The sequence below is a fragment of the Pseudomonas helleri genome (assembly GCF_009600315.1).
GTDB lineage: Bacteria > Pseudomonadota > Gammaproteobacteria > Pseudomonadales > Pseudomonadaceae > Aquipseudomonas > Aquipseudomonas helleri_A.
Window position 1 is genome coordinate 1 of the sequence record NZ_WIWC01000042.1, and the last position, 18,309, is coordinate 18,309.

Annotated in this window: 20 protein-coding genes; 10 read left to right on the top strand and 10 right to left on the bottom strand. The window is 55.5% G+C overall.

The genetic code is table 11. The features are described from left to right. Nucleotides 1-97: 97 nt before the first annotated feature. Both GHN86_RS19325 and GHN86_RS19330 read left to right on the top strand, forming a co-directional pair. Nucleotides 98-499, top strand: coding sequence for a hypothetical protein (locus GHN86_RS19325; RefSeq protein ID WP_153377506.1), 402 nt, complete (start codon nucleotides 98-100; stop codon nucleotides 497-499). A 116-nt stretch (nucleotides 500-615) separates the two neighbouring features. Beyond that, a complete protein-coding gene (locus tag GHN86_RS19330; RefSeq protein ID WP_153377505.1) occupies nucleotides 616-1,398 on the top strand; it encodes an N-acetylmuramoyl-L-alanine amidase in 783 nt (260 codons plus the stop codon). A gap of 13 nt (nucleotides 1,399-1,411) precedes the next feature. Here the strand turns inward: GHN86_RS19330 and GHN86_RS19335 are convergent, their stop codons facing one another. Then, the gene (locus GHN86_RS19335) at nucleotides 1,412-3,199 is read right to left on the bottom strand and encodes an ATP-binding protein (RefSeq protein ID WP_153387148.1); all 1,788 of its coding nucleotides are present in this window, start codon (nucleotides 3,197-3,199) and stop codon (nucleotides 1,412-1,414) included. A 10-nt stretch (nucleotides 3,200-3,209) separates the two neighbouring features. After that, complete coding sequence (algB, locus tag GHN86_RS19340; RefSeq protein WP_153387151.1) at nucleotides 3,210-4,556, bottom strand: sigma-54-dependent response regulator transcription factor AlgB; 1,347 nt, start codon at nucleotides 4,554-4,556, stop codon at nucleotides 3,210-3,212. A gap of 420 nt (nucleotides 4,557-4,976) precedes the next feature. Between algB and GHN86_RS19345 the strand changes: the two genes are divergently transcribed. The 5 genes from GHN86_RS19345 (at nucleotide 4,977) to GHN86_RS19365 (ending at nucleotide 9,244) form a co-directional block, all read left to right on the top strand. After that, the gene (locus tag GHN86_RS19345; RefSeq protein WP_153377502.1) at nucleotides 4,977-5,276 is read left to right on the top strand and encodes a hypothetical protein; all 300 of its coding nucleotides are present in this window, start codon (nucleotides 4,977-4,979) and stop codon (nucleotides 5,274-5,276) included. A gap of 86 nt (nucleotides 5,277-5,362) precedes the next feature. Beyond that, entirely contained in the window at nucleotides 5,363-5,527 is a 165-nt protein-coding gene (locus tag GHN86_RS19350) for a DUF1328 domain-containing protein (RefSeq protein WP_122786217.1), read from the top strand. A 2-nt stretch (nucleotides 5,528-5,529) separates the two neighbouring features. Beyond that, nucleotides 5,530-5,994 carry an inhibitor of vertebrate lysozyme family protein gene (locus GHN86_RS19355; protein WP_153377501.1) on the top strand — a complete coding sequence of 155 codons (465 nt, stop codon included), beginning with the start codon at nucleotides 5,530-5,532 and terminating at the stop codon, nucleotides 5,992-5,994. Nucleotides 5,995-6,593: 599 nt separating this feature from the next. Further along, nucleotides 6,594-7,913 (top strand): glutamate/aspartate:proton symporter GltP, encoded by a 1,320-nt coding sequence (gene gltP, locus GHN86_RS19360; protein ID WP_153377499.1) that lies wholly within the window; start codon nucleotides 6,594-6,596, stop codon nucleotides 7,911-7,913. 101 nt (nucleotides 7,914-8,014) lie between these two features. Next, the gene (locus GHN86_RS19365; RefSeq protein ID WP_153377498.1) at nucleotides 8,015-9,244 is read left to right on the top strand and encodes a nucleoside recognition domain-containing protein; all 1,230 of its coding nucleotides are present in this window, start codon (nucleotides 8,015-8,017) and stop codon (nucleotides 9,242-9,244) included. Between the two features lie 55 nt (nucleotides 9,245-9,299). Here the strand turns inward: GHN86_RS19365 and GHN86_RS19370 are convergent, their stop codons facing one another. The 3 genes from GHN86_RS19370 to GHN86_RS19380 all read right to left on the bottom strand — a co-directional run bounded on the left by GHN86_RS19370 (nucleotide 9,300) and on the right by GHN86_RS19380 (nucleotide 13,090). Continuing rightward, nucleotides 9,300-10,502, bottom strand: coding sequence for a c-type cytochrome (locus tag GHN86_RS19370; RefSeq protein WP_397462995.1), 1,203 nt, complete (start codon nucleotides 10,500-10,502; stop codon nucleotides 9,300-9,302). A 63-nt stretch (nucleotides 10,503-10,565) separates the two neighbouring features. Beyond that, on the bottom strand, nucleotides 10,566-12,350 hold the full coding sequence (locus tag GHN86_RS19375; RefSeq protein WP_122786223.1) for a GMC family oxidoreductase: 1,785 nt from the start codon (nucleotides 12,348-12,350) through the stop codon (nucleotides 10,566-10,568). A gap of 2 nt (nucleotides 12,351-12,352) precedes the next feature. Then, entirely contained in the window at nucleotides 12,353-13,090 is a 738-nt protein-coding gene (locus GHN86_RS19380) for a gluconate 2-dehydrogenase subunit 3 family protein (RefSeq protein WP_153387153.1), read from the bottom strand. A 290-nt stretch (nucleotides 13,091-13,380) separates the two neighbouring features. Here GHN86_RS19380 and GHN86_RS19385 point away from each other — a divergent pair, with 290 nt between their 5' ends. Further along, complete coding sequence (locus GHN86_RS19385) at nucleotides 13,381-14,016, top strand: dual specificity protein phosphatase family protein (protein WP_153377671.1); 636 nt, start codon at nucleotides 13,381-13,383, stop codon at nucleotides 14,014-14,016. Here GHN86_RS19385 and GHN86_RS19390 read toward each other — a convergent pair. After that, on the bottom strand, nucleotides 14,013-15,062 hold the full coding sequence (locus tag GHN86_RS19390) for an aminopeptidase (protein WP_153377494.1): 1,050 nt from the start codon (nucleotides 15,060-15,062) through the stop codon (nucleotides 14,013-14,015). The genes GHN86_RS19385 and GHN86_RS19390 overlap by 4 nt on opposite strands. Nucleotides 15,063-15,181: 119 nt before the next feature. Here GHN86_RS19390 and GHN86_RS19395 point away from each other — a divergent pair, with 119 nt between their 5' ends. After that, nucleotides 15,182-15,598, top strand: a complete 417-nt coding sequence (locus tag GHN86_RS19395) for a hypothetical protein (protein ID WP_153377493.1) — start codon at nucleotides 15,182-15,184, stop codon at nucleotides 15,596-15,598. Between the two features lie 3 nt (nucleotides 15,599-15,601). On the opposite strand, the gene GHN86_RS19400 is transcribed toward GHN86_RS19395, so the two are convergent. Both GHN86_RS19400 and GHN86_RS19405 read right to left on the bottom strand, forming a co-directional pair. Then, the gene (locus tag GHN86_RS19400; RefSeq protein ID WP_153387155.1) at nucleotides 15,602-15,799 is read right to left on the bottom strand and encodes a DUF1161 domain-containing protein; all 198 of its coding nucleotides are present in this window, start codon (nucleotides 15,797-15,799) and stop codon (nucleotides 15,602-15,604) included. 192 nt (nucleotides 15,800-15,991) lie between these two features. After that, nucleotides 15,992-16,423 carry an OsmC family protein gene (locus GHN86_RS19405; protein ID WP_153377491.1) on the bottom strand — a complete coding sequence of 144 codons (432 nt, stop codon included), beginning with the start codon at nucleotides 16,421-16,423 and terminating at the stop codon, nucleotides 15,992-15,994. Between the two features lie 214 nt (nucleotides 16,424-16,637). Here GHN86_RS19405 and GHN86_RS19410 point away from each other — a divergent pair, with 214 nt between their 5' ends. Continuing rightward, nucleotides 16,638-17,642 carry an LLM class flavin-dependent oxidoreductase gene (locus GHN86_RS19410; protein ID WP_153377490.1) on the top strand — a complete coding sequence of 335 codons (1,005 nt, stop codon included), beginning with the start codon at nucleotides 16,638-16,640 and terminating at the stop codon, nucleotides 17,640-17,642. A gap of 58 nt (nucleotides 17,643-17,700) precedes the next feature. Here the strand turns inward: GHN86_RS19410 and GHN86_RS19415 are convergent, their stop codons facing one another. Then, nucleotides 17,701-17,925, bottom strand: coding sequence for a DUF1161 domain-containing protein (locus GHN86_RS19415; RefSeq protein ID WP_153377489.1), 225 nt, complete (start codon nucleotides 17,923-17,925; stop codon nucleotides 17,701-17,703). Nucleotides 17,926-18,044: 119 nt separating this feature from the next. Next, nucleotides 18,045-18,260: a dodecin gene (locus GHN86_RS19420; RefSeq protein ID WP_153377488.1), complete on the bottom strand. Its 216-nt coding sequence runs from the start codon at nucleotides 18,258-18,260 to the stop codon at nucleotides 18,045-18,047. Nucleotides 18,261-18,309: the final 49 nt, after the last annotated feature.

Below are 18,309 nucleotides of genomic sequence, written 5' to 3' on the forward strand. Positions count from 1 at the left end.
TGAGTTCGGAATAAGACATAGGGCAGCACCGTACCGGAAAGGTCAGGTGTTGCACTCAGTTTTTGCCGCCGCCCATCAATAAAATTAAAGGACTACCATGAAAACGTTCATGTCTATATTAACGCTGCTGTTCTGTATGGTCAGCGCGGTGTCTGTAAGTGCGGGTACTAAACCAGAAACGTATTCTGCCACTATCAGCCGCGATGGAAAAATAGTTGCGCAAAAACCTAATTGGATTAAATCAGTTGACTATGCCAATCATAAAAATTATGCGGCCAGCTACAAGATGACACTCATGCCGGGTGCGTTTCAGCAAGAACCTAAATATTGCCATGTATCCACATTCGATAATTCAAGTTACGAACATACCTTGTATGGTGTCGCCAAATTATCGAATAAGCCCAGTCGAGCAGAAGTGAATGTCATTGCACTGATGCTAGGCAATGACAAACCTGCTGAAGACTCATCAATGAGTTTCTATCTGGTATGCGGTAAGTAACCGTGACGTCCCTGCTCGAAGTCGGGCAGGGACGTCAGAGAAGACGTGCGGTTCAGATACAAACAGGATCAGTAAGGTATGCTGGCCCATTAACATTTTCCTGTGTTGCCTCTGCCATGAAATTACCTGCGCTTCTCGTGTCTCTTGCACTGCTGGCTGGCTGCGCCAGCGGCCCTCGTATGGATACCAGCCATCCTTCCGCCAATCAGGACAGTCGTGTGCAGTTCGTGGTGCTTCATTACACCTCAACCTCACTTGAGCATTCGTTGCAGCTGCTGACGACAGGCCCGGTCAGCAGTCATTACCTGATTGGCGATACGCCACCCACAATTTACAAACTGGTGGATGAGAACCAGCGGGCCTGGCACGCCGGTGAAAGCCAGTGGAAAGGGCGTACCTGGCTCAACTCCAGTTCCATTGGTATCGAAATCGTCAATAAAGGCTTTCGGGACACGCCAAACGGGCGGGTCTGGTATCCCTACACCGAAGGGCAGATTCAAGCGCTGATCGCGCTGCTCAAAGACATTTCGACGCGCTACAAGATTGATCCGCAAAACATCATTGGTCACAGTGATATCGCGCCACTGCGCAAGCAGGATCCCGGCCCGTTATTTCCGTGGAAGCGATTGGCACAAGCAGGCTTCGGTGTTTGGCCGAATGAACAGGCCGTAGCCCGAGAGCAAGCTCGGTTTGCCAGCGAGATGCCCAGCATCACCTGGTTTCAGCAACAGCTAGCGTTATTGGGCTACGAAACCCCGCAGACGGGTGAGCTGGATGTAGCCACCCGTCATGTGCTGGCTGCTTTCCAGATGCATTTCCGGCCCTCGAAATTCGATGGCACACCGGATGCTGAAAGTGCAGCCATTTTGAAAGTGCTCAACACTCAAAAAAGCCGATGAGCTACTGCGAGGACTACAGCGCCAGGGCCATGTAGAACTGCGTGCCGTGACCAGGGCGGGAGTACACGCCAATGCGCCCGCCATGCAGCTGCACAATCTCTTTGCACAGCGCGAGACCAAGCCCTGCACCGCCTTTTTTACGGCCGACCTGAACGAAGGGCTCGAATATGCGCCCCTGCTGGCCATAAGCAATGCCTTCGCCATTGTCTTCGATGCTGATAATGACCCGCTCGCCATGACGGCGGGCTTGAAGCCGAATTTGCCCACCACTAGGGGTATGCCGCAGGGCGTTCTCCAGCAGGTTATCCAGCACTCGATCCAGTTGCGCCCGATCGGCGTTAAGCGCCGGCAAAGGTTCTTGCAGGTCGATCTGGATCTCTATCAGCTTGCCGGCGGCATCTTCTGCGAAACGTTCGCGTGTCTCCTTGAGCATTTGCTCAATGTCACACGGTGCCACCGTCAACTTTTGCATGCCGTTTTGATAACGCGAGAAATTCAGCAAATCATTAATGAGCTGCATGAGTCGCTGCATCTCTTCGCTGACCGTATTGAGCAAGTCCAGCTCACGGGAATGCGGGTCAAAGCGCGCGCGCTCCATAAAAAGCCCGAAAGCCATATGCATGCCGGTCACCGGCGTACGTAACTCGTGAGAGGCCCGCAGCACAAACTCACTGCGTACACGCTCAAACGCGCGCTGCTCGGTCACGTCATGCAACACCATGACCGCGCCCAGTATGGGGCCATCGGGCTGGCTAACAGGTGTGAGGCTGTAGGTCAGCAGTCGGTTTTCACCTTCAATCACCACACTCAAATCTTCAGGCGCGCGCTCAAGGCTACCGCCACGCAAAACAGTGCGCAGTTGCTGATCCAGCTCCGGACGGTTGAATGCCTCGCCCAGTGATTGGCCCTGACGCTCTTCGGTCCAGGCTAATTGGCGTTGAGCCACCGGATTCAACAACTCCAGGCGACCTTGCGGATCAACCATCAACAAGCCGTCATCAATGCTGTCGAGCACGGCTTGAAGCCGTTGTTGGCCTGCCAGTAACTCATCGACATTTGTCGCCTGATGCTGTCGCAAGGCTTCGGCCATGATCCCGAAACGCCGTGTCAGCAGGTTCATTTCGGCGGCTGAAGAGAGTGGCAGTACCACTTCAAAATTGCCCTTGCCTATATTGTCAGCCGCTTTGGCCAGCGCTTCGATGGGTGCGCCAAAGCGCCGGGCAATACCATGAGCGGTAATAAAGCCGATGATCAGCACTGCAAGCCCGATAAGCCCCAGCAGCATGGCAATGATCAACGCGCGGTCACGGGCCGCCGCCTGCGCGTTATAGATGTTGTCGAGTGCCCGGCGATGTTCGGCGATCAAGCCGTTGCGCAAATGGTTGAAGCGATTGGTCAGTTCGCTGTCAGAGCTGAGGTCCAGCGTATTGCGCTGAGCGTTATCCAGAGCCGTTAAAAAGTTTTCGTAGTCGATACGGGCCTGGGCAAAACCGCTGTGCAGCTGGTTGTTGCGCTCGTGCTCAATGCCCTCGTCCAGCAATGCCAGATACTGCCGCGTTGCGGCTTGCAGCGCCTGCGGGTCCTCGTGATTGCGCAACAGCAGGATGAGGTGATCCCCCAAGGTTTGACGCAGCTTGAGGCCCAGATCCAGAATGACAGTGTTGTTGCGGATCAGTGATTCCTGGGTCTTGGCCATTTGCATCACGCTGACGACGCCCAGACCCAGCCCGAGCAGCGCCACCGTGATTAATGCCGAAATGCTGAGGAACAGCCGTGTACGTAATTTGATGGCCAGTTTCATCGCAGCGGGCTCACAAATTGTACTGCTTGCGCTTGCGGTAGAGCGTTGAAGCATCAATGCCCAAGGTTTTGGCAGCTTGATCCAGTGTCTCACTGGTGGCCAGCACTGCTCCGATGTGGGCTTTTTCCAACTGGTCGAGGCTCAGTGCCGCGCCGATGCGAGGAGTGTTTGGGACTGTCTGTTCGGCCATACCCAAATGACTGATCTCGACCACTTCTTGAGGGCAGATAATGCTGGCGCGCTCCACCACGTTGCGCAGTTCGCGAATATTGCCGGGCCACCTGTAATTGGCCAATGCCAGGCGCGCCGCTTCGCTGAACCCTCGGGCCGGACGGGCATATTCCTTAACGAAGCGGGCCAGAAAGCGGTCAGCCAAGGTCAAGATGTCTTCACTGCGTTCGCGCAACGGCGGCAGGTGCAAGGTGATGACATTCAGTCGATAGAGCAAGTCTTCCCGGAAACGCCCCTCTCGCACCATGTCTTCAAGCTTGAGGTTGGTGGCCGCGAGAATGCGTACATCGGCATTGCGGGTCACAGGGTCCCCTACACGCTCATACACCTTGTCCTGAATAAAGCGCAGTAGCTTTGGCTGTAATGTCAGCGGGAAGTCGCCGATTTCATCCAGAAATAACGTACCGCCGTCCGCCTGATTCACTCGGCCCAATGTGCTTTCGCTGGCTCCTGTGAACGCACCGCGGGTGTGGCCGAACAGCTCGCTCTCCATCAATTCGGCGGTCAATGATGGACAGTTAATCGTGGTGCACGCTTTTTTAGCCCTTTTACTCCAACTGTGAATAGCCTTCGCCAGTTCGCCTTTACCAGTGCCGGACTCGCCCAAAATCAAAATATTGGCATCTGTGCCGGCTACCTGACGGGCGGTTTCCAACACCGCCATCATGGCGGGGCTGTGAGAATCGAGTCTTTCTTTAGGCTTGCGTACCTCGCCCTCAAGGGCTTCGAGGCGGGCCGACAGTTGGCGCACTTCCAGCTGTTTGGCGGTGGCCAGGCGCAACTGGTCCGGGCTGCACGGTTTAACCAGATAATCAGCCGCACCGGCCTGAATGGCATCGACAGCGGTATCGACAGCGGAGTGAGCGGTGACGATCACCACCCGCATCCACGGTGCCTGAATGCGCATCTGAGCCAGAACATCCAGGCCATTGTCTTCGCCTAGGCGCAAGTCCAGAAAGCACAGGTCAAACACTTGGCGCTGCAAGAGTGCTTCGGCTTGTGCCGCACTGTTGGCCGTGGCGACGGTATACCCCTCATCTTCGAGGCAGTAGCGGAATGTGCGCAGGATGGCGGACTCGTCGTCGACCAGCAGAATGCGGCCCTGTTTCTCTTTGGCTGATTCCATCTCCGGCCTTCCTCAATAAGTGATCTTCGTTAGTGTCGGAATAATCGGGCAAGTTGCATGATTTTTCAGGATTGTTTGGAGGCTAGCAGGGAAGAGGCGCCCTTGCATTCCATAAGGTGCTGATTTTGATGAATTAAGTCCGTATTCCGGATTTTTCATTTGAAGGCTGTATCGCGTTTTTTCAACGTCCTCCTCGATTGCAACGTTTGAGTCGTGCAGAACGCACGACCGTTCATTCGGGCATCGTGCAGGATGAGCGTAAGGCTGCTCGATATGTGTTCGTAAGCCATTGATTTATATGGCTTTTATTTTTATCAAAACTTGGCATGTGCCCTGCAATACATAGATACGAAGTTGTTCAGCGGGTTGCCGCTGTCAGCCTCCCCCTTTTATTAACCACTGATTGGCAGGAGTTTGAGCATGAATCGTCAAGGTTTCGCCAGCATGCGTATCTCTTCACGGCACCTTCAACAGGGTTTGTTCGCCAGCCTGACGTTGATGGTGACGCTGATCGGTGGTCAGCAATATGCACGATGGGAGCAAGCACAGGCGCCGGTCGCCTCTTACTCCGTAATCGATAAGCAGCAGAAGCATTTCACCGCGATCAAGTCCAATGCCTTGGTTAGCCGGGTGTATGACGCAGGTCGATTTGAACTGGCTGCGGTTGAAGACACGCAAATTGCCAATTCGCAACCTGCGCAGGAACGTTGGGTGTTTTAAGTGTTCACAACCTTGAGGCCTTTAGTAGGGCTTCAAAAAGCAATACTGGCTTTACCCTCTTTCGCACAGTAATAAGGAGAATCACCATGTTGAGTTGGGCAATTACCTTCCTGATTATCGCCATCATCGCTGCTGTCTTGGGCTTCGGTGGTATCGCAGGCACCGCGACCGGCATCGCCAAGATTCTCTTTGTCGTGTTCCTGGTAATGTTCGTGGTGTCCTTCATCTTTGGCCGTCGCGGTAAAGGCTGAGTATGTTGAGCCTCTCCTATAAGGCTATGGTAGCCGCCCTGTTGATGGGCGGCAGTGCCATCGCCCTGGCCGATAATGCAGGCCAGTCGCATGCAAATCAGCTACTTAATGACCCTGAATATCGGCAGGCTTGGCAGCAGGTCGTGAAAAAGGAAGAGCGCCTGCCTGAGTGGGTGATCAACCTTTCAGGCAGTGCTGAGCAAATGACCGCCGTCACCGAAGATGGCGACAGGTATCTGGTCGGTCCTTTGTGTGAAACAGCGCAGACGTGCCTTAACAAGCGCCTGATTGTCGCCGTGAGCTTTGATAAAAAGCATGCCTACGCGATGCTGGTAGAAGTGCCCGCAGGTCTGCCTGCCGACAAGTCGCTGACACGTCATGCCGATTATCGTTTTTTGGGTGAGCCTGATGAAGGTATCCAGGTCTTGCTTAAAGAGCAGCTGAAGAAAGACCCGAACTGGTATTAATCGGTGACACACAGTGGTCAGAGTAAAGCGCTGCGATAAGCGGTCGGTCGTTTATCGCAACGCTTTTTCGTGGCGCACATCGTGCATTGCAGCCCTCCGTTTTGATTCATCTCCCCCTTTCTGATTCTTCCTAATCCCTTCAGTCCGTTGATTTTTTTCATTTTTAATGTGGCTTGGGCAGGGGTCAGAAGCGTCGACCGTATATCGACTATCCGTAAAATCATTTCCTCTGCTTTACCGATTTGTGTTGTCAGATATTTCTGACGATTGAGCTTGAAATTTACCCGCCAAACGCTACATAAAAGACCTTGAAACAGCCGGTCTACGGCGCTTATGTCGTCTACTATTACCATTCTGACGTCTAGGCCCATACGCTCTTGTCTGACAATTCTCATGCCGATTCGGCATAGGGTAGGCGTTTACGGCATTAGACGGTTTACGCTTGCATGGGAATAGTTGCGCCTTTTTTCGCCTGCCAAAGAGCCAGTATGGTTCGTTTTGGGCGACCTTCTACGGGGGTGGAAGCATCCGCTTTTTTCGCTTTCTGAGCGCTCTAGCGTGTGCTTCTGCCCGAGTCCACTTGAAGTAAGGGTAATGACATGAAGAAGGCAAAACTTAGCCTCGCCTGGCAGATCCTCATCGGTCTGGTCCTCGGGATTGCAATCGGCGCGCTGCTCAACCATTTCAGTGCTGAAAAGGCCTGGTGGATCAGTAACGTTCTGCAACCTGCTGGCGATATCTTTATCCGTCTGATCAAGATGATCGTGATCCCAATCGTGATTTCTTCACTGGTTGTCGGGATTGCAGGCGTGGGGGATGCGAAGAAGCTTGGTCGTATCGGTTTAAAAACCATCATTTACTTCGAGATCGTGACCACCATCGCGATTCTGGTCGGTCTGGTGCTTGCCAATGTGTTCCAGCCGGGTGCCGGGATCGACATGAGCACCCTGGGCACGGTCGATATTTCGAAATACGCAGCCACTGCTGCCGAGGTCACCCATGAACATGCGTTCATCGAGACCATCCTCAACCTGATCCCTTCAAACATCTTCGCAGCCATGGCTCGCGGTGAAATGTTGCCGATCATCTTCTTCTCGGTGCTGTTCGGTCTTGGCTTGTCCAGCTTGAACGCCGAGTTGCGCGACCCGTTGGTGAAAACCTTCCAGGGCGTGTCCGAGTCGATGTTCAAAGTGACTCACATGATCATGAACTACGCACCCATTGGTGTGTTTGCGCTGATCGCTGTCACCGTTGCCAACTTCGGCTTCGCTTCGCTGGTGCCGCTGGCCAAACTGGTGGTGCTGGTTTACGCCGCCATTCTGTTCTTCGCGTTTGCGGTACTGGGCTTGATTGCCAAGCTGTTCGGCTTCTCTGTGCTCAAGCTGATGCGCATTTTCAAGGACGAGCTGGTACTGGCTTACTCCACCGCCAGCTCTGAAACCGTGCTGCCGCGTGTGATCGAGAAGATGGAAGCCTACGGCTGCCCGAAAGCGATCTGTAGCTTTGTGGTGCCGACCGGTTACTCGTTCAACCTTGACGGCTCGACGCTCTACCAAAGCATTGCGGCGATCTTTATCGCCCAGTTGTATGGCATTGACCTGTCAATCAGCCAGCAATTGCTGCTGGTACTGACCCTGATGGTGACCTCTAAAGGCATCGCTGGCGTACCGGGCGTTTCCTTTGTGGTGCTGCTGGCCACGTTGGGCAGTGTTGGTATCCCGCTCGAAGGTCTGGCCTTCATCGCCGGTGTCGACCGTGTCATGGACATGGCCCGTACCGCGTTGAACGTGATTGGTAACGCGTTGGCCGTGCTGGTTATTTCCCGCTGGGAAGGCATGTACGACCAGGCCAAAGGCGAACGCTACTGGAACTCGCTGCCGCACTGGCGCAGCAAGGAAGCCCTGCCAAAAGGCGAATAATCGCTCAAGGCTGCTTCACTCCCAAACCCCGGACTTGTCCGGGGTTTGTTGTTTCTGGGGTCTGACCGCTATCATTCGCCGCACCTTGTAGGAGTTATTCAATGCTCAACGGCCTATGGCTCAGTTTTTTTGTCGTCGCTACGGTGTCGGCCTTTGCCCAATGGCTGGTGGGTGGCAATGCCGGCATTTTCGCGGCGATGGTGGAAAGCATCTTCGCCATGGCCAAGCTATCCGTTGAAGTGATGGTCCTGTTGTTCGGCACCCTGACCCTGTGGCTGGGCTTTTTGCGTATCGCCGAGAAGGCCGGGATCGTTGACTGGCTGGGCAGGGCGCTTGGACCTCTGTTCAAACGCCTGATGCCGGAAGTTCCTCCTGGGCATCCCGCGCTGGGGTTTATTACCTTGAACTTTGCGGCTAACGGTTTAGGTCTGGATAACGCCGCCACGCCCATCGGCCTTAAAGCCATGCGCGCCTTGCAAGAGCTGAACCCCAGTCCCACCAGTGCCAGCAATGCACAAATCCTGTTTCTGGTGCTCAACGCCTCATCGCTGACTTTATTGCCGGTCACCATCTTCATGTATCGGGCTCAGCAGGGCGCACCCGACCCGACCCTGGTGTTTCTGCCTATCCTGTTAGCGACCAGTGCCTCGACACTGGTAGGCCTGCTCTCAGTCGCCGTGATGCAGCGCCTGCGCCTCTGGGACCCTGTGGTGCTCGCGTACCTGATTCCGGGTGCGCTGATACTCGGTGGCTTCATGGCGCTGCTGGCGAGCCTGTCAGCCGCCGCACTGGCGAGTCTGTCTTCACTGCTCGGCAATCTGACCCTGTTTGGTTTGATCATGCTGTTTTTGGCCATTGGCGCGCTGCGCAAGGTCAAGGTGTACGAGGCCTTTGTCGAAGGCGCCAAAGAAGGCTTCGACGTCGCCAAAAACCTGCTGCCGTATCTGGTCGCGATGCTGTGTGCCGTGGGCGTGCTGCGGGCATCGGGCGCGCTGGACTTTGGTCTGGACGGCATTCGTCACGTGGTGGAGTGGTTGGGCTGGGACACCCGATTTGTCGACGCCTTGCCGACGGCGATGGTTAAACCGTTTTCAGGCAGTGCGGCACGGGCGTTGCTGATCGAAACCATGCAGACCCAAGGTGTGGACAGTTTCCCGGCTTTGGTGGCGGCAACGGTGCAGGGCAGTACTGAAACGACTTTTTATGTGCTGGCCGTGTACTTTGGAGCTGTGGGCATCCAGCGAGCGAGGCATGCGGTGGGGTGTGCGTTGCTGGCAGAGTTTGCTGGCGTCGTGGCAGCCATCGGGGTGTGCTACTGGTTCTTCGGTTAACCGTGGCTCCCGATCCTTTGCTGTTTCGGACAGCAGAGGATCGGGCCAAAGTTCACTACTCGCGTAGCGCTTTAACGTCTTTCTCGGTTACATCCCCACCTTTATTGCCCCAGCTGGTACGGATGAAATTGACCACATCGGCCACTTCCTGATCCGACAAACGCCAGTCAAAGGCGGGCATGGTGAAGGTCGAAGGCGCGGTATGGGTTGCGGGCAATGTTCCGCCTTTAAGCACAATGTGAATCAGTGAAGTTGGGTCATCCGATTGCAACACCGGATTACCCGCCAACGCCGGGAACACTCGCGTGTAACCGTTACCGTCTGTGCGATGACACGCAGCGCAGTTGTCGATATACACCGCGGCCCCGCGCTTGCTGTCATCACCGTTCCACAAAGCGTCAGCGACGGCGGGGTCATACTGATGTGGCTTGTCGGCCGGGTTAACCGCAGGCAGCGATTTTAAATAACGGGCAATCGCGGTCAGGTCGTCCTCGGACATGTACTGCATGCTGTGTTCGATCACATCGCTCATGCCGCCGAATACCGCACTGCGGTCGCTGCGCCCGGTCTTAAGGAACTGCACCAGTTGCGCTTCGTCCCAACTGCCGAGTCCATCTTTATGGTCGCCACGCAGGTTTTTCGCAATCCAGCCTTCCAGCGGCGCACTGCCCGCCAAAAATGCACTGCTGTCACTGGCACTCAGGGCTTTTTCCTGCATGGTCAGTGCCCGTGGCGTGTGGCAAGCACCGCAGTGCCCAAGGCCTTCCACCAGATAAGCGCCCCGGCTCACGACCGGATCTTGCCCTGCTACCGGGGTGAAGTCGGCTACTGCCGGCGCAAAGGCCCAACGCCACATCGCCAGAGGCCAGCGCATGCTCATCGGCCAAGGAATATCCGAGTCTTTGTTAGCTTGCGCAACGGGCTCAACGCCATTCATGAAGTACGCATAAAGCGCCTGCATATCGGCCTGATTGACCCGCGCGTAGGACGGATACGGCATGGCCGGGTACAAGGTGCTGCCATTTTTGGCAATGCCATGACGTACTGCCTTGTCGAAGTCATCGAAGCTGTAAGCGCCGATGCCGCTTGGGTCCGGTGTGATGTTGGTCGAAAAAATAGTGCCAATCGGGGTTTCCATGGGCAGGCCGCCGGCAAACGGTTTGCCGCCTTTGGCGGTGTGGCAGGCCACACAGTCCCCGGCTCTGGCCAGGTATTCGCCTTGTTTGACCAGCGCCTGCTGATCGGTCTCGGCGGCCATGGCCGAGAGGCTGCTCAATAGGGCCAGGCTCGCGATAACAACTGCATTCATGGTCATCGCTCCTTATGCCTGAACCAGTGGGCCGGGGTTTTTCAGGTACTGCTCGCGAATCGCCCGCGCCGACCAATAGGTAAGAGCTGCCACCAGGCCTGTCGGGTTGTAGCCCAAACCTTGCGGGAAGGCCGAGGCGCCCGGTACGAACACGTTATGCACATCCCAGCTCTGCAAGTAACGATTGAGCGCGCTGGTTTTCGGGTCGGTGCCCATGATCGCGCCGCCATTGAGGTGAGTAGTCTGGTACGACGCGGTGTTGAAGTGATCACCGACTTGCTTGCCGATGCGCGCGATGGCTTTGGGGTTCATCGCTTCGGCGATCTTGCCCATTTTTTCCATCATGAACCGGTTCATCTTGATGTCGTTTTCTTGCCAGTCGAAGGTCATGCGCAGCAGCGGCTGGCCATAGGCATCGCGGTACACCGGATCGAGATCGAGGTAGTTGCCACGGTACGACTGATGCGCTCCGTGGGCGTCCATCGACACTTGGTGGGTGTAGTAATCGGCGGTGGCTTTTTTCCAGGCGCTGCCCCACGCCGGGGTGCCTGGCGGGTTGGAGGTGCCCGCAATTGGGCGGCTGCCTGCCTGATTCACCCACATCGGCGAGCCACCGACAAAGCCGTGCGGCCCGTGGTCGAAGTTATCTGCGTTGAAGTCGTCAATCGCGACGCCGTTGCCGCCTGCGCCGATAAAGTTATTGGTGTGCACGTCTTTATCGAAATAGGCCTTGATGGTGCCCATGTTCTGGTAAGCGAAGTTACGACCCACCACACCTTCGCCGGTTTTCGGGTCGTACGGTTTGCCGATCCCCGAGAGCAGCATCAACCGCACATTGTGAAACTGGAACGCGCCCAGAATCACCAGGTCGGCCTGTTGTTCGATTTCGCGGCCCGATGCATCGATGTACGTCACACCCGTGGCCTTGGTTTTAGTGCTGTCCAGATTGACCCGGATCACATGAGCATTGGGGCGCAGCTCGAAGTTTGGCAGCGGCTTGAGCGCGGGCAGAATATTCACGTTGGGCGACGCTTTGGAATACATGTAGCAGACATAACCGCTGCAAAAGCCGCAGAAGTTGCACGGCCCCATTTGCGCACCATAAGGGTTGGTGTAAGGGCCCGAGGTGTTGGCAGACGGCAAGTTGTAAGGCTTGTAACCGACTTCATTGGCGGCTTTTTGAAACAGCTGCGCAGAGACAGTATTTTTCTGTGATTCGAGCGGGAAATGATGGGAGCGATCCGGCGCGTAAGGATTGCCGCCTTTGCCTTGACCCACCAATTGACCGTTGACGGTCCAGGCCTGACCCGAGGTGCCGAAGACTTTTTCGGCATAGTCAAAAAACGGTTCCAGCTCTTCATAGCTGACGCCGAAATCCTGGATGGTCATGTCTTCAGGAATGAATTTTTTGCCGTAGCGCTCTTCGTAATGGCTGCGCATGCGCAGCTCTATCGGATCGACCCGAAAATGCACGCCCGACCAGTGCAAGCCCGCGCCACCCACACCGTTGCCGGGCAGAAATGCACCCAACTGACGGTTAGGCAGGGCCACGTCATTGACGCTATGGCGAATGGTCACGGTTTCTTTCGAGACGTCCTGAAACAGCTTCTTGCGCACGCTGTAAGTGAGTTCGTCGATGACTTGCGGGTAATTACCGTCCGGGTAGGTGTCCTGCATCGGGCCGCGTTCAAGGGCCACAACATTCAAACCTGCTTCTGTCAGCTCTTTGGCCATGATCGCGCCGGTCCAGCCGAAACCGACAATCACTGCATCAACTTTTTTCATAACGGTCGACATGCTCAAGCCCTCTCGCCGCGAATGGATACTGCCGGGAAGGGGTACTGCTCGTTGCGTTCCACCCAGTCCATAAAGTCAGCGCGAGCGCCGGGGAAGCCAATCATGGTCCAACCGACCATGCCTTTGTTGCCACCGTGGATGGGGTCGCAAAAGAAGCCTTCCTTGGTGTTTTGCAGCAAAAAGCTGAAAAACATCTTGGCCGGTACGCTCTCGAATGTTGGCTTGCCAGCCTCCAATTGCTTGAGCACTTCGTCTCGGGTAGCGCTGTCTAGGCTAGCAAATGTTGAGTTATAAGCCTTTTTGCACAGTGCCTCCGTGGCAGCAATGCCCAAGCGATAAATCTGCTGGGGCACCAATTTGCTCTGCCAGCCCATCTCGGGTGCTGCATCCGCATTGAAAGGGCCTTGCATAAACCAAAGTGCGCCGGTGGCGTACGGGGTGTTCATTTGCCGATCGATATATTCCGGGACGCCCGCTTCCAGCGCGCCGGGGCCTTGCTCGTCAGCCGGAATCAAGCGTGCAACGGCCGCATTTATAAATGCCCACTCTTCGGCAGTGAACCAGGTGGGTTCGTAGGCTTTGGCAGGGGTTGCAGGACGTCGTTCAGGTTCAGGCGCCGCGATAGCAGGCGTTGCCATCATCGCCGTGCCACCCAGACCGGCGCTGGCAATAGTGACCACGGGAATCAGGGTCAGGGTTTTGCGCAAAAACTCACGCCGCGGGTTGTCTTGATCAGACATTCGAGGGGGCCTCTCATCGGGCAATCACGGGTTACAACTGCTCAATGGCAGTTTGTCGTTTTGGTAGCAGCACGAACCGAAATCGATCGGCAAACAGCACACGCAAGCAACTATTAGTTACAAATACTAACAGGCCCGGCCATTAGAAGAATCGTTTCATGCGTAATTTTGCCGCACCTGAAATCAGCCCCGTCATGATTTTTTAACAAACCGCTCACAGGATTTTGATCGCGGTTCGCTCAACCTGATCACCTCTTACAATAATTTTTAGATGAAGTGGTCGAATGGAAATGCCCAAGCCCCATTTTTTGATTGCGCTGTGCCTGACACTTTTAACGGCGTGTGCGATGCCCCTGACTCACGCCTATGAGCGAGCCATGCCAAGGCTCGGTCAGTGGGCACAACCCATCAATGAGCAGTACAACCTGTATAAAATGTCGCCGACCTTGTACCGCAGCGCCTTGCCGGACGAAGCCGCCAAATCTCTGTTGGGCGAGCTGCACATCGGCACCGTCATCAACTTCTTGCCAGAGTCCGATGACAGCTGGTTGAAAACCTCTGCCATCAAACAAGTCCAGTTGCCGTATCGCACTAATCATGTCGATGACGCCGATGTTGTGGCTGCTTTGCGCGCCATTCAGACCGCACAAGCGCAAGGTCCGGTGTTGATGCACTGCAAACACGGCGTGGATCGCACCGGCTTGATGGCCGCCATGTACCGCGTGGTTGTGCAGGACTGGAGCAAAGAAGACGCCCTGGAGGAAATGACTCAAGGCGGTTATGGCGATAATTCGCACTTCAGGGATGGGGCGAGTTACATGATGAAAGCCGATATTACACGACTACGCGCAGCCTTGAGCAGCGGTGCCTGCAGCACCAGCCCGTTTGCGTCCTGTGCTTTGATGGGCTGGTTGAAGCCCAGTTAATTTGCGGCGGCCCACTGGCGTAAAGCGGCGCTACGCTGCAAAGGCGGCAATTGGCCCACCTGCGCAACTTCGGCATAGAACACTGGCCAATCATTTCCCGATTGTTTGAACAGGGCGGCAAAGGCGGGCACCCATTGGTCATAGAGGCCAAACGGTAGAAGCTTCGCGTTGTTCATCGGTGAATTGATCCATGCCTCATATCGGCGGTTACCGCCCCATTGATTGTCACGAAGGAGGCGGTATTGGCTGCGCATTTGCTCAAATAATTCCGCTTTACGCTGGCGCATGACGGGTGCTGCCAAGGGTTGCCCATAGAGTGCTTGCAGGCGCTGACGGGTGCCCAGCACCAGCGCAACAAACTCATCGCGTTGTTGCGTGCCTTGTGTGCTGAGGGGAGGTAGGCCTTGATGAGTTCGCCATTGGCGCGTGCCCTCCTGCTCGACAAAAGTGGCGAAAGATTCGTTGAACGCCGTGTCGTCTTTGACGTAAATCCGCTGATGCGCCAGTTCATGAAAAATCAGCGTCGCCAGGCGCTCATCGCCCCAGTTGAGCATGGTGCTGAGGATCGGGTCGTCGAACCAACCCAACGTGGAATAGGCCTCAACGCCGCTGATAATCACATCCCTGCCTTGCTGGCGCGCAAGAGCTGCTTCGCCTCGTGCACCGCCCTGGCTGTAGTAGCCGCGGTAGGCCACGCACCCGGCAATCGGGAAGCAATGGGTGATGGGCGTGAGCGAAAATTCAGGCGTGGCGAAGACGTTCCACACCACATAGGGCCGCTGAAGGTTGGCATACAGGCGATAGCTCTGGTTGTCGGGCAAGTGCAACCGTTGAGTGGCGAAGGTGCGCGCCGCCTGTGCTTGGGTCAGCTGCTGGCGCAATGCGTTTGGCTGTTGCGGGTCTGCAATCAGTGCGTCAACCGGCTCGCGTGAGTTCAGCAACTGCCATTGGCCACTGGCCAGTTGTGAGTAATAGCGCGCACTGGAACATCCACTGATCAGCAACAGCACGGCGATGGCCAACAGGCAGCGAATCCGCAGCGTCATAAGGCTTTCCAGTGGGGGAGTGACGCAAGATTACTGGCAGGACACGCAAGAGAACAGCCTTGCAGCACCTGCGTGCGTGGAACGCTATGCTTGTCTTTCATTACTCTTTGGATTACGCCATGCGAACTTTTCTGCTGTTGCTCGTTGGCTGCCTGCTCAGTGCCTGTTCCAGCACACCGCTGCCCCCGGTTGACCCGAGCATGGCGTGGATTGACTTGCAGACAATGACCGGGAAGTTGGTGATGGCCGAACGTCTGGATGGTCAGCGTGTGGCAGACGGCCGCTACTTTCAAGTCACGCCCGGAGCGCATGAGTTGATGGTGCGTTTTGATTACGAGGTGATGGTCGGTGGCAGGAGTCTGTTCAACGACCCTCAGGAGCGCCTGTGTTACATCACCCTCGATTACGGCAACTTCCAGCCGGGACAACGTTACCGGCTGCAAGCGCGCTCGCTGGGATTCAACGCTTACGCCCGGCTGTACAACGCACAGGGTAAGGTGTTGACCGAAGAGCGATTGGTTAACTGCTTGCCTTGACTATCAGGCGTCATTCTTCTGATAAATGATTTTTTTGGTGCCGTTTTCACACGTGCCCACCACCATGTTCTGGTCGTGTACTTCGTCGTTGGTCACGATTTCCAATGTGTAAGCCGCGACGCCTTTGGCCTGAATTTTGGCTTCGATTTCAGCCTTCAGTTCATCGCACGGCTTTGGCGCGGCGAGTATCGAGGTGGTCATGGCGCAGCAGATGACAGCTAAAGGGAACGTTTCATGGTGGAAACTCCCTTATGGCACAACGCTAAGTCATGGTCTGACGCGATGGGTGATCATCCAATCACATTTACCGCCCTATGCATCTGATCTGCCGCAACCCAGGGCCATATGGCTACCCGCGTTGCGCTCTCGCACAACGGAGCAGCCAGCGCCGGTTTAGCTCAGTAGTGTCGCGTCGAGGGTGATTTTAGCGTTCAGTACCTTGGACACCGGGCAGCCTTCTTTGGCCTTGGTGGTCAGCTCGGTGAACTTCTCCTGAGTCGCTCCTGGCACTTTAGCCTTGAGGATCAAGTGCACTGCGGTGATCGCAAATCCGCCATCGACTTGATCCAGGGTTACTTCAGCCGTGGTATCGATGCTGTCGGCTTTAAGCCCGGCATCACCGAGAATCATCGAAAGCGCCATGGAGAAACAACCCGCATGGGCCGCGCCGATCAGTTCTTCGGGGTTGGTGCCTTTACCGCCCTCAAAGCGCGCCTTGAAGCCATACGGAGCTTCACGCAGCACGCCGGTTTCTGTGGAGATGGAGCCGATGCCGGTTTTAAGGTCGCCTTCCCAATGAGCCGATGCTTTCTTTTTGATACTCATACGTGCCTCCTGAAGAGCGGCGTGAAGGTTTCACGCCTTGACTGAAGGTGTGAGGGTAGACCTCATCACAAAGTTCACATTGCCAGACCAATCGTCTTTTTTTGTAGGTCCATTCTTAGGCGGCTATTGAAACTCGGGTATATGCCCATATTGAAGTATCACTGGCAGGTTCTGGCGAGCGTCATGGCCTGCGTCCACTTAGGAGAAGCCGGCCATGACACGTTTGTGTGATATCAAATACTCGACTCTCGACCTGGTGCCTGTGCGTGAAAATGGCAGTGCCGCTGAGTCGCTGCGCAATTCGCTGGACTTGGCACAGCATGTGGAAAAGTTCGGCTACAACCGTTTTTGGGTGGCTGAACACCACAACATGGACGGCATCGCTAGTTCTGCGACCTCAGTGTTAATCGGTTATCTGGCGGGCGGCACGTCGACTATTCGCGTGGGCTCGGGCGGTGTCATGCTGCCCAATCATGCGCCGCTGGTGATTGCCGAGCAGTTTGGCACCCTTGAAAGCCTGTACCCGGGCCGTATTGACCTGGGCCTTGGCCGCGCGCCGGGGTCTGACCAAATGACCGCCCGCGCTCTACGTCGCGAGCGCTCCGGCAGTTCAGATGACTTTCCTGAAGATGTGGCTGAACTGGCCCGTTACTTAGGCCCACGCACGCCTGATCAACGGGTGATTGCCATGCCGGGGACTGGCACCAATGTGCCGATCTGGTTGCTGGGCTCAAGTCTGTTTAGCGCACAATTGGCCGGTGAGCGCGGTTTGCCGTACGCCTTCGCGTCACATTTCGCACCGCGTTTAATGCATGAAGCGATTCGTGTGTACCGCAATCACTTCAAGCCTTCAGCCGTTCTCGACAAACCCTACGTGATGCTCGGGGTGCCCTTGGTCGCTGCCGATACGGATGAGCACGCCGAGTACCTGGCAACCTCCGTGTACCAGCGAATTCTGGCGCTGATGCGCGGCCAAAGTCTGGTTCAGCGTGCGCCTGTGAAGACCATGGATGGCCTGTGGCTACCCCACGAGAAAGAGGCAGTGATGAGCTTTTTGGGCCTGGCCATGGTCGGCAGCCCAGAGAAAATTCGCGCCAAACTCGAAGTGCTGGTTGATCAAACGCAGGCAGACGAACTTATTTTCACCTGTGATTTGTATGAGCACGCCGATCGCATTCATTCGTATGAGTTGCTGGCGCAGGTGTTAAAAGAGGCGTAGCCCTTCACGTTTGCGAGCCACAAAAAAAAAGCCGACACGTATGTCGGCTTTTTCATACTCAACCGCGCTTGTAGACGATTTCTTTGGTGCCTGCTTCGCAAGAACCCACCACTTTGCCATCCGCGCTGGTGCCTTTATCAACGACTTCCAGCGAATAGCCAACAGCACCCTTGGCATCAATCTTTGCGGCGATTTCACTTTTCAGTTCTTCGCACGGCTTGCCCGCTGCGAACGCGGTTCCGGCGAGGCTGAGCAAGCCTACCGCCAATAAAATCTTTTTCATCGGTCACATTCCCCAGTCAAAACAAAAGGGTGCAACGCGCATGTGCCACGTTGCACCCTGATGGTTTAGCGGACTTTATGGCAATCGGCCAGTCCGCAGGTCCAAAGGCTTGCTTGAGATCAGTTATTGGCAATCCGGAAACCGACTTTAAGCGTGACTTGATAATGCGCCACCTTACCGTCCTTGATGTGCCCACGTGTGTCGATCACTTCAAACCACTCCAGGTGTTTGATGCTTTTGTTGGCTTCGGCCAGTGCATTACTGATGGCGTCTTCTATGCTGCTCGGGGACGAGCCTACCAGTTCGATTTTTTTGTAGGTGTGGTGGTCAGACATAACGTTCTCCTTTGTCGTAGATCAAAGCCTAGCAGCGATTGTGCTAAAT

Bases quoted from the DNA above. Each gene is read 5' to 3' on its own strand.
- GHN86_RS19325 (WP_153377506.1), top strand. From the start codon at position 98: ATGAAAACGTTCATGTCTATATTAACGCTGCTGTTCTGTATGGTCAGC.
- GHN86_RS19330 (WP_153377505.1), top strand. From the start codon at position 616: ATGAAATTACCTGCGCTTCTCGTGTCTCTTGCACTGCTGGCTGGCTGC.
- GHN86_RS19335 (WP_153387148.1), bottom strand. From the start codon at position 3,199: ATGAAACTGGCCATCAAATTACGTACACGGCTGTTCCTCAGCATTTCG.
- algB (WP_153387151.1), bottom strand. From the start codon at position 4,556: ATGGAATCAGCCAAAGAGAAACAGGGCCGCATTCTGCTGGTCGACGAC.
- GHN86_RS19345 (WP_153377502.1), top strand. From the start codon at position 4,977: ATGAATCGTCAAGGTTTCGCCAGCATGCGTATCTCTTCACGGCACCTT.
- GHN86_RS19350 (WP_122786217.1), top strand. From the start codon at position 5,363: ATGTTGAGTTGGGCAATTACCTTCCTGATTATCGCCATCATCGCTGCT.
- GHN86_RS19355 (WP_153377501.1), top strand. From the start codon at position 5,530: ATGTTGAGCCTCTCCTATAAGGCTATGGTAGCCGCCCTGTTGATGGGC.
- gltP (WP_153377499.1), top strand. From the start codon at position 6,594: ATGAAGAAGGCAAAACTTAGCCTCGCCTGGCAGATCCTCATCGGTCTG.
- GHN86_RS19365 (WP_153377498.1), top strand. From the start codon at position 8,015: ATGCTCAACGGCCTATGGCTCAGTTTTTTTGTCGTCGCTACGGTGTCG.
- GHN86_RS19370 (WP_397462995.1), bottom strand. From the start codon at position 10,502: ATGGCCGCCGAGACCGATCAGCAGGCGCTGGTCAAACAAGGCGAATAC.
- GHN86_RS19375 (WP_122786223.1), bottom strand. From the start codon at position 12,350: ATGTCGACCGTTATGAAAAAAGTTGATGCAGTGATTGTCGGTTTCGGC.
- GHN86_RS19380 (WP_153387153.1), bottom strand. From the start codon at position 13,090: ATGTCTGATCAAGACAACCCGCGGCGTGAGTTTTTGCGCAAAACCCTG.
- GHN86_RS19385 (WP_153377671.1), top strand. From the start codon at position 13,381: ATGCCCAAGCCCCATTTTTTGATTGCGCTGTGCCTGACACTTTTAACG.
- GHN86_RS19390 (WP_153377494.1), bottom strand. From the start codon at position 15,062: ATGACGCTGCGGATTCGCTGCCTGTTGGCCATCGCCGTGCTGTTGCTG.
- GHN86_RS19395 (WP_153377493.1), top strand. From the start codon at position 15,182: ATGCGAACTTTTCTGCTGTTGCTCGTTGGCTGCCTGCTCAGTGCCTGT.
- GHN86_RS19400 (WP_153387155.1), bottom strand. From the start codon at position 15,799: ATGACCACCTCGATACTCGCCGCGCCAAAGCCGTGCGATGAACTGAAG.
- GHN86_RS19405 (WP_153377491.1), bottom strand. From the start codon at position 16,423: ATGAGTATCAAAAAGAAAGCATCGGCTCATTGGGAAGGCGACCTTAAA.
- GHN86_RS19410 (WP_153377490.1), top strand. From the start codon at position 16,638: ATGACACGTTTGTGTGATATCAAATACTCGACTCTCGACCTGGTGCCT.
- GHN86_RS19415 (WP_153377489.1), bottom strand. From the start codon at position 17,925: ATGAAAAAGATTTTATTGGCGGTAGGCTTGCTCAGCCTCGCCGGAACC.
- GHN86_RS19420 (WP_153377488.1), bottom strand. From the start codon at position 18,260: ATGTCTGACCACCACACCTACAAAAAAATCGAACTGGTAGGCTCGTCC.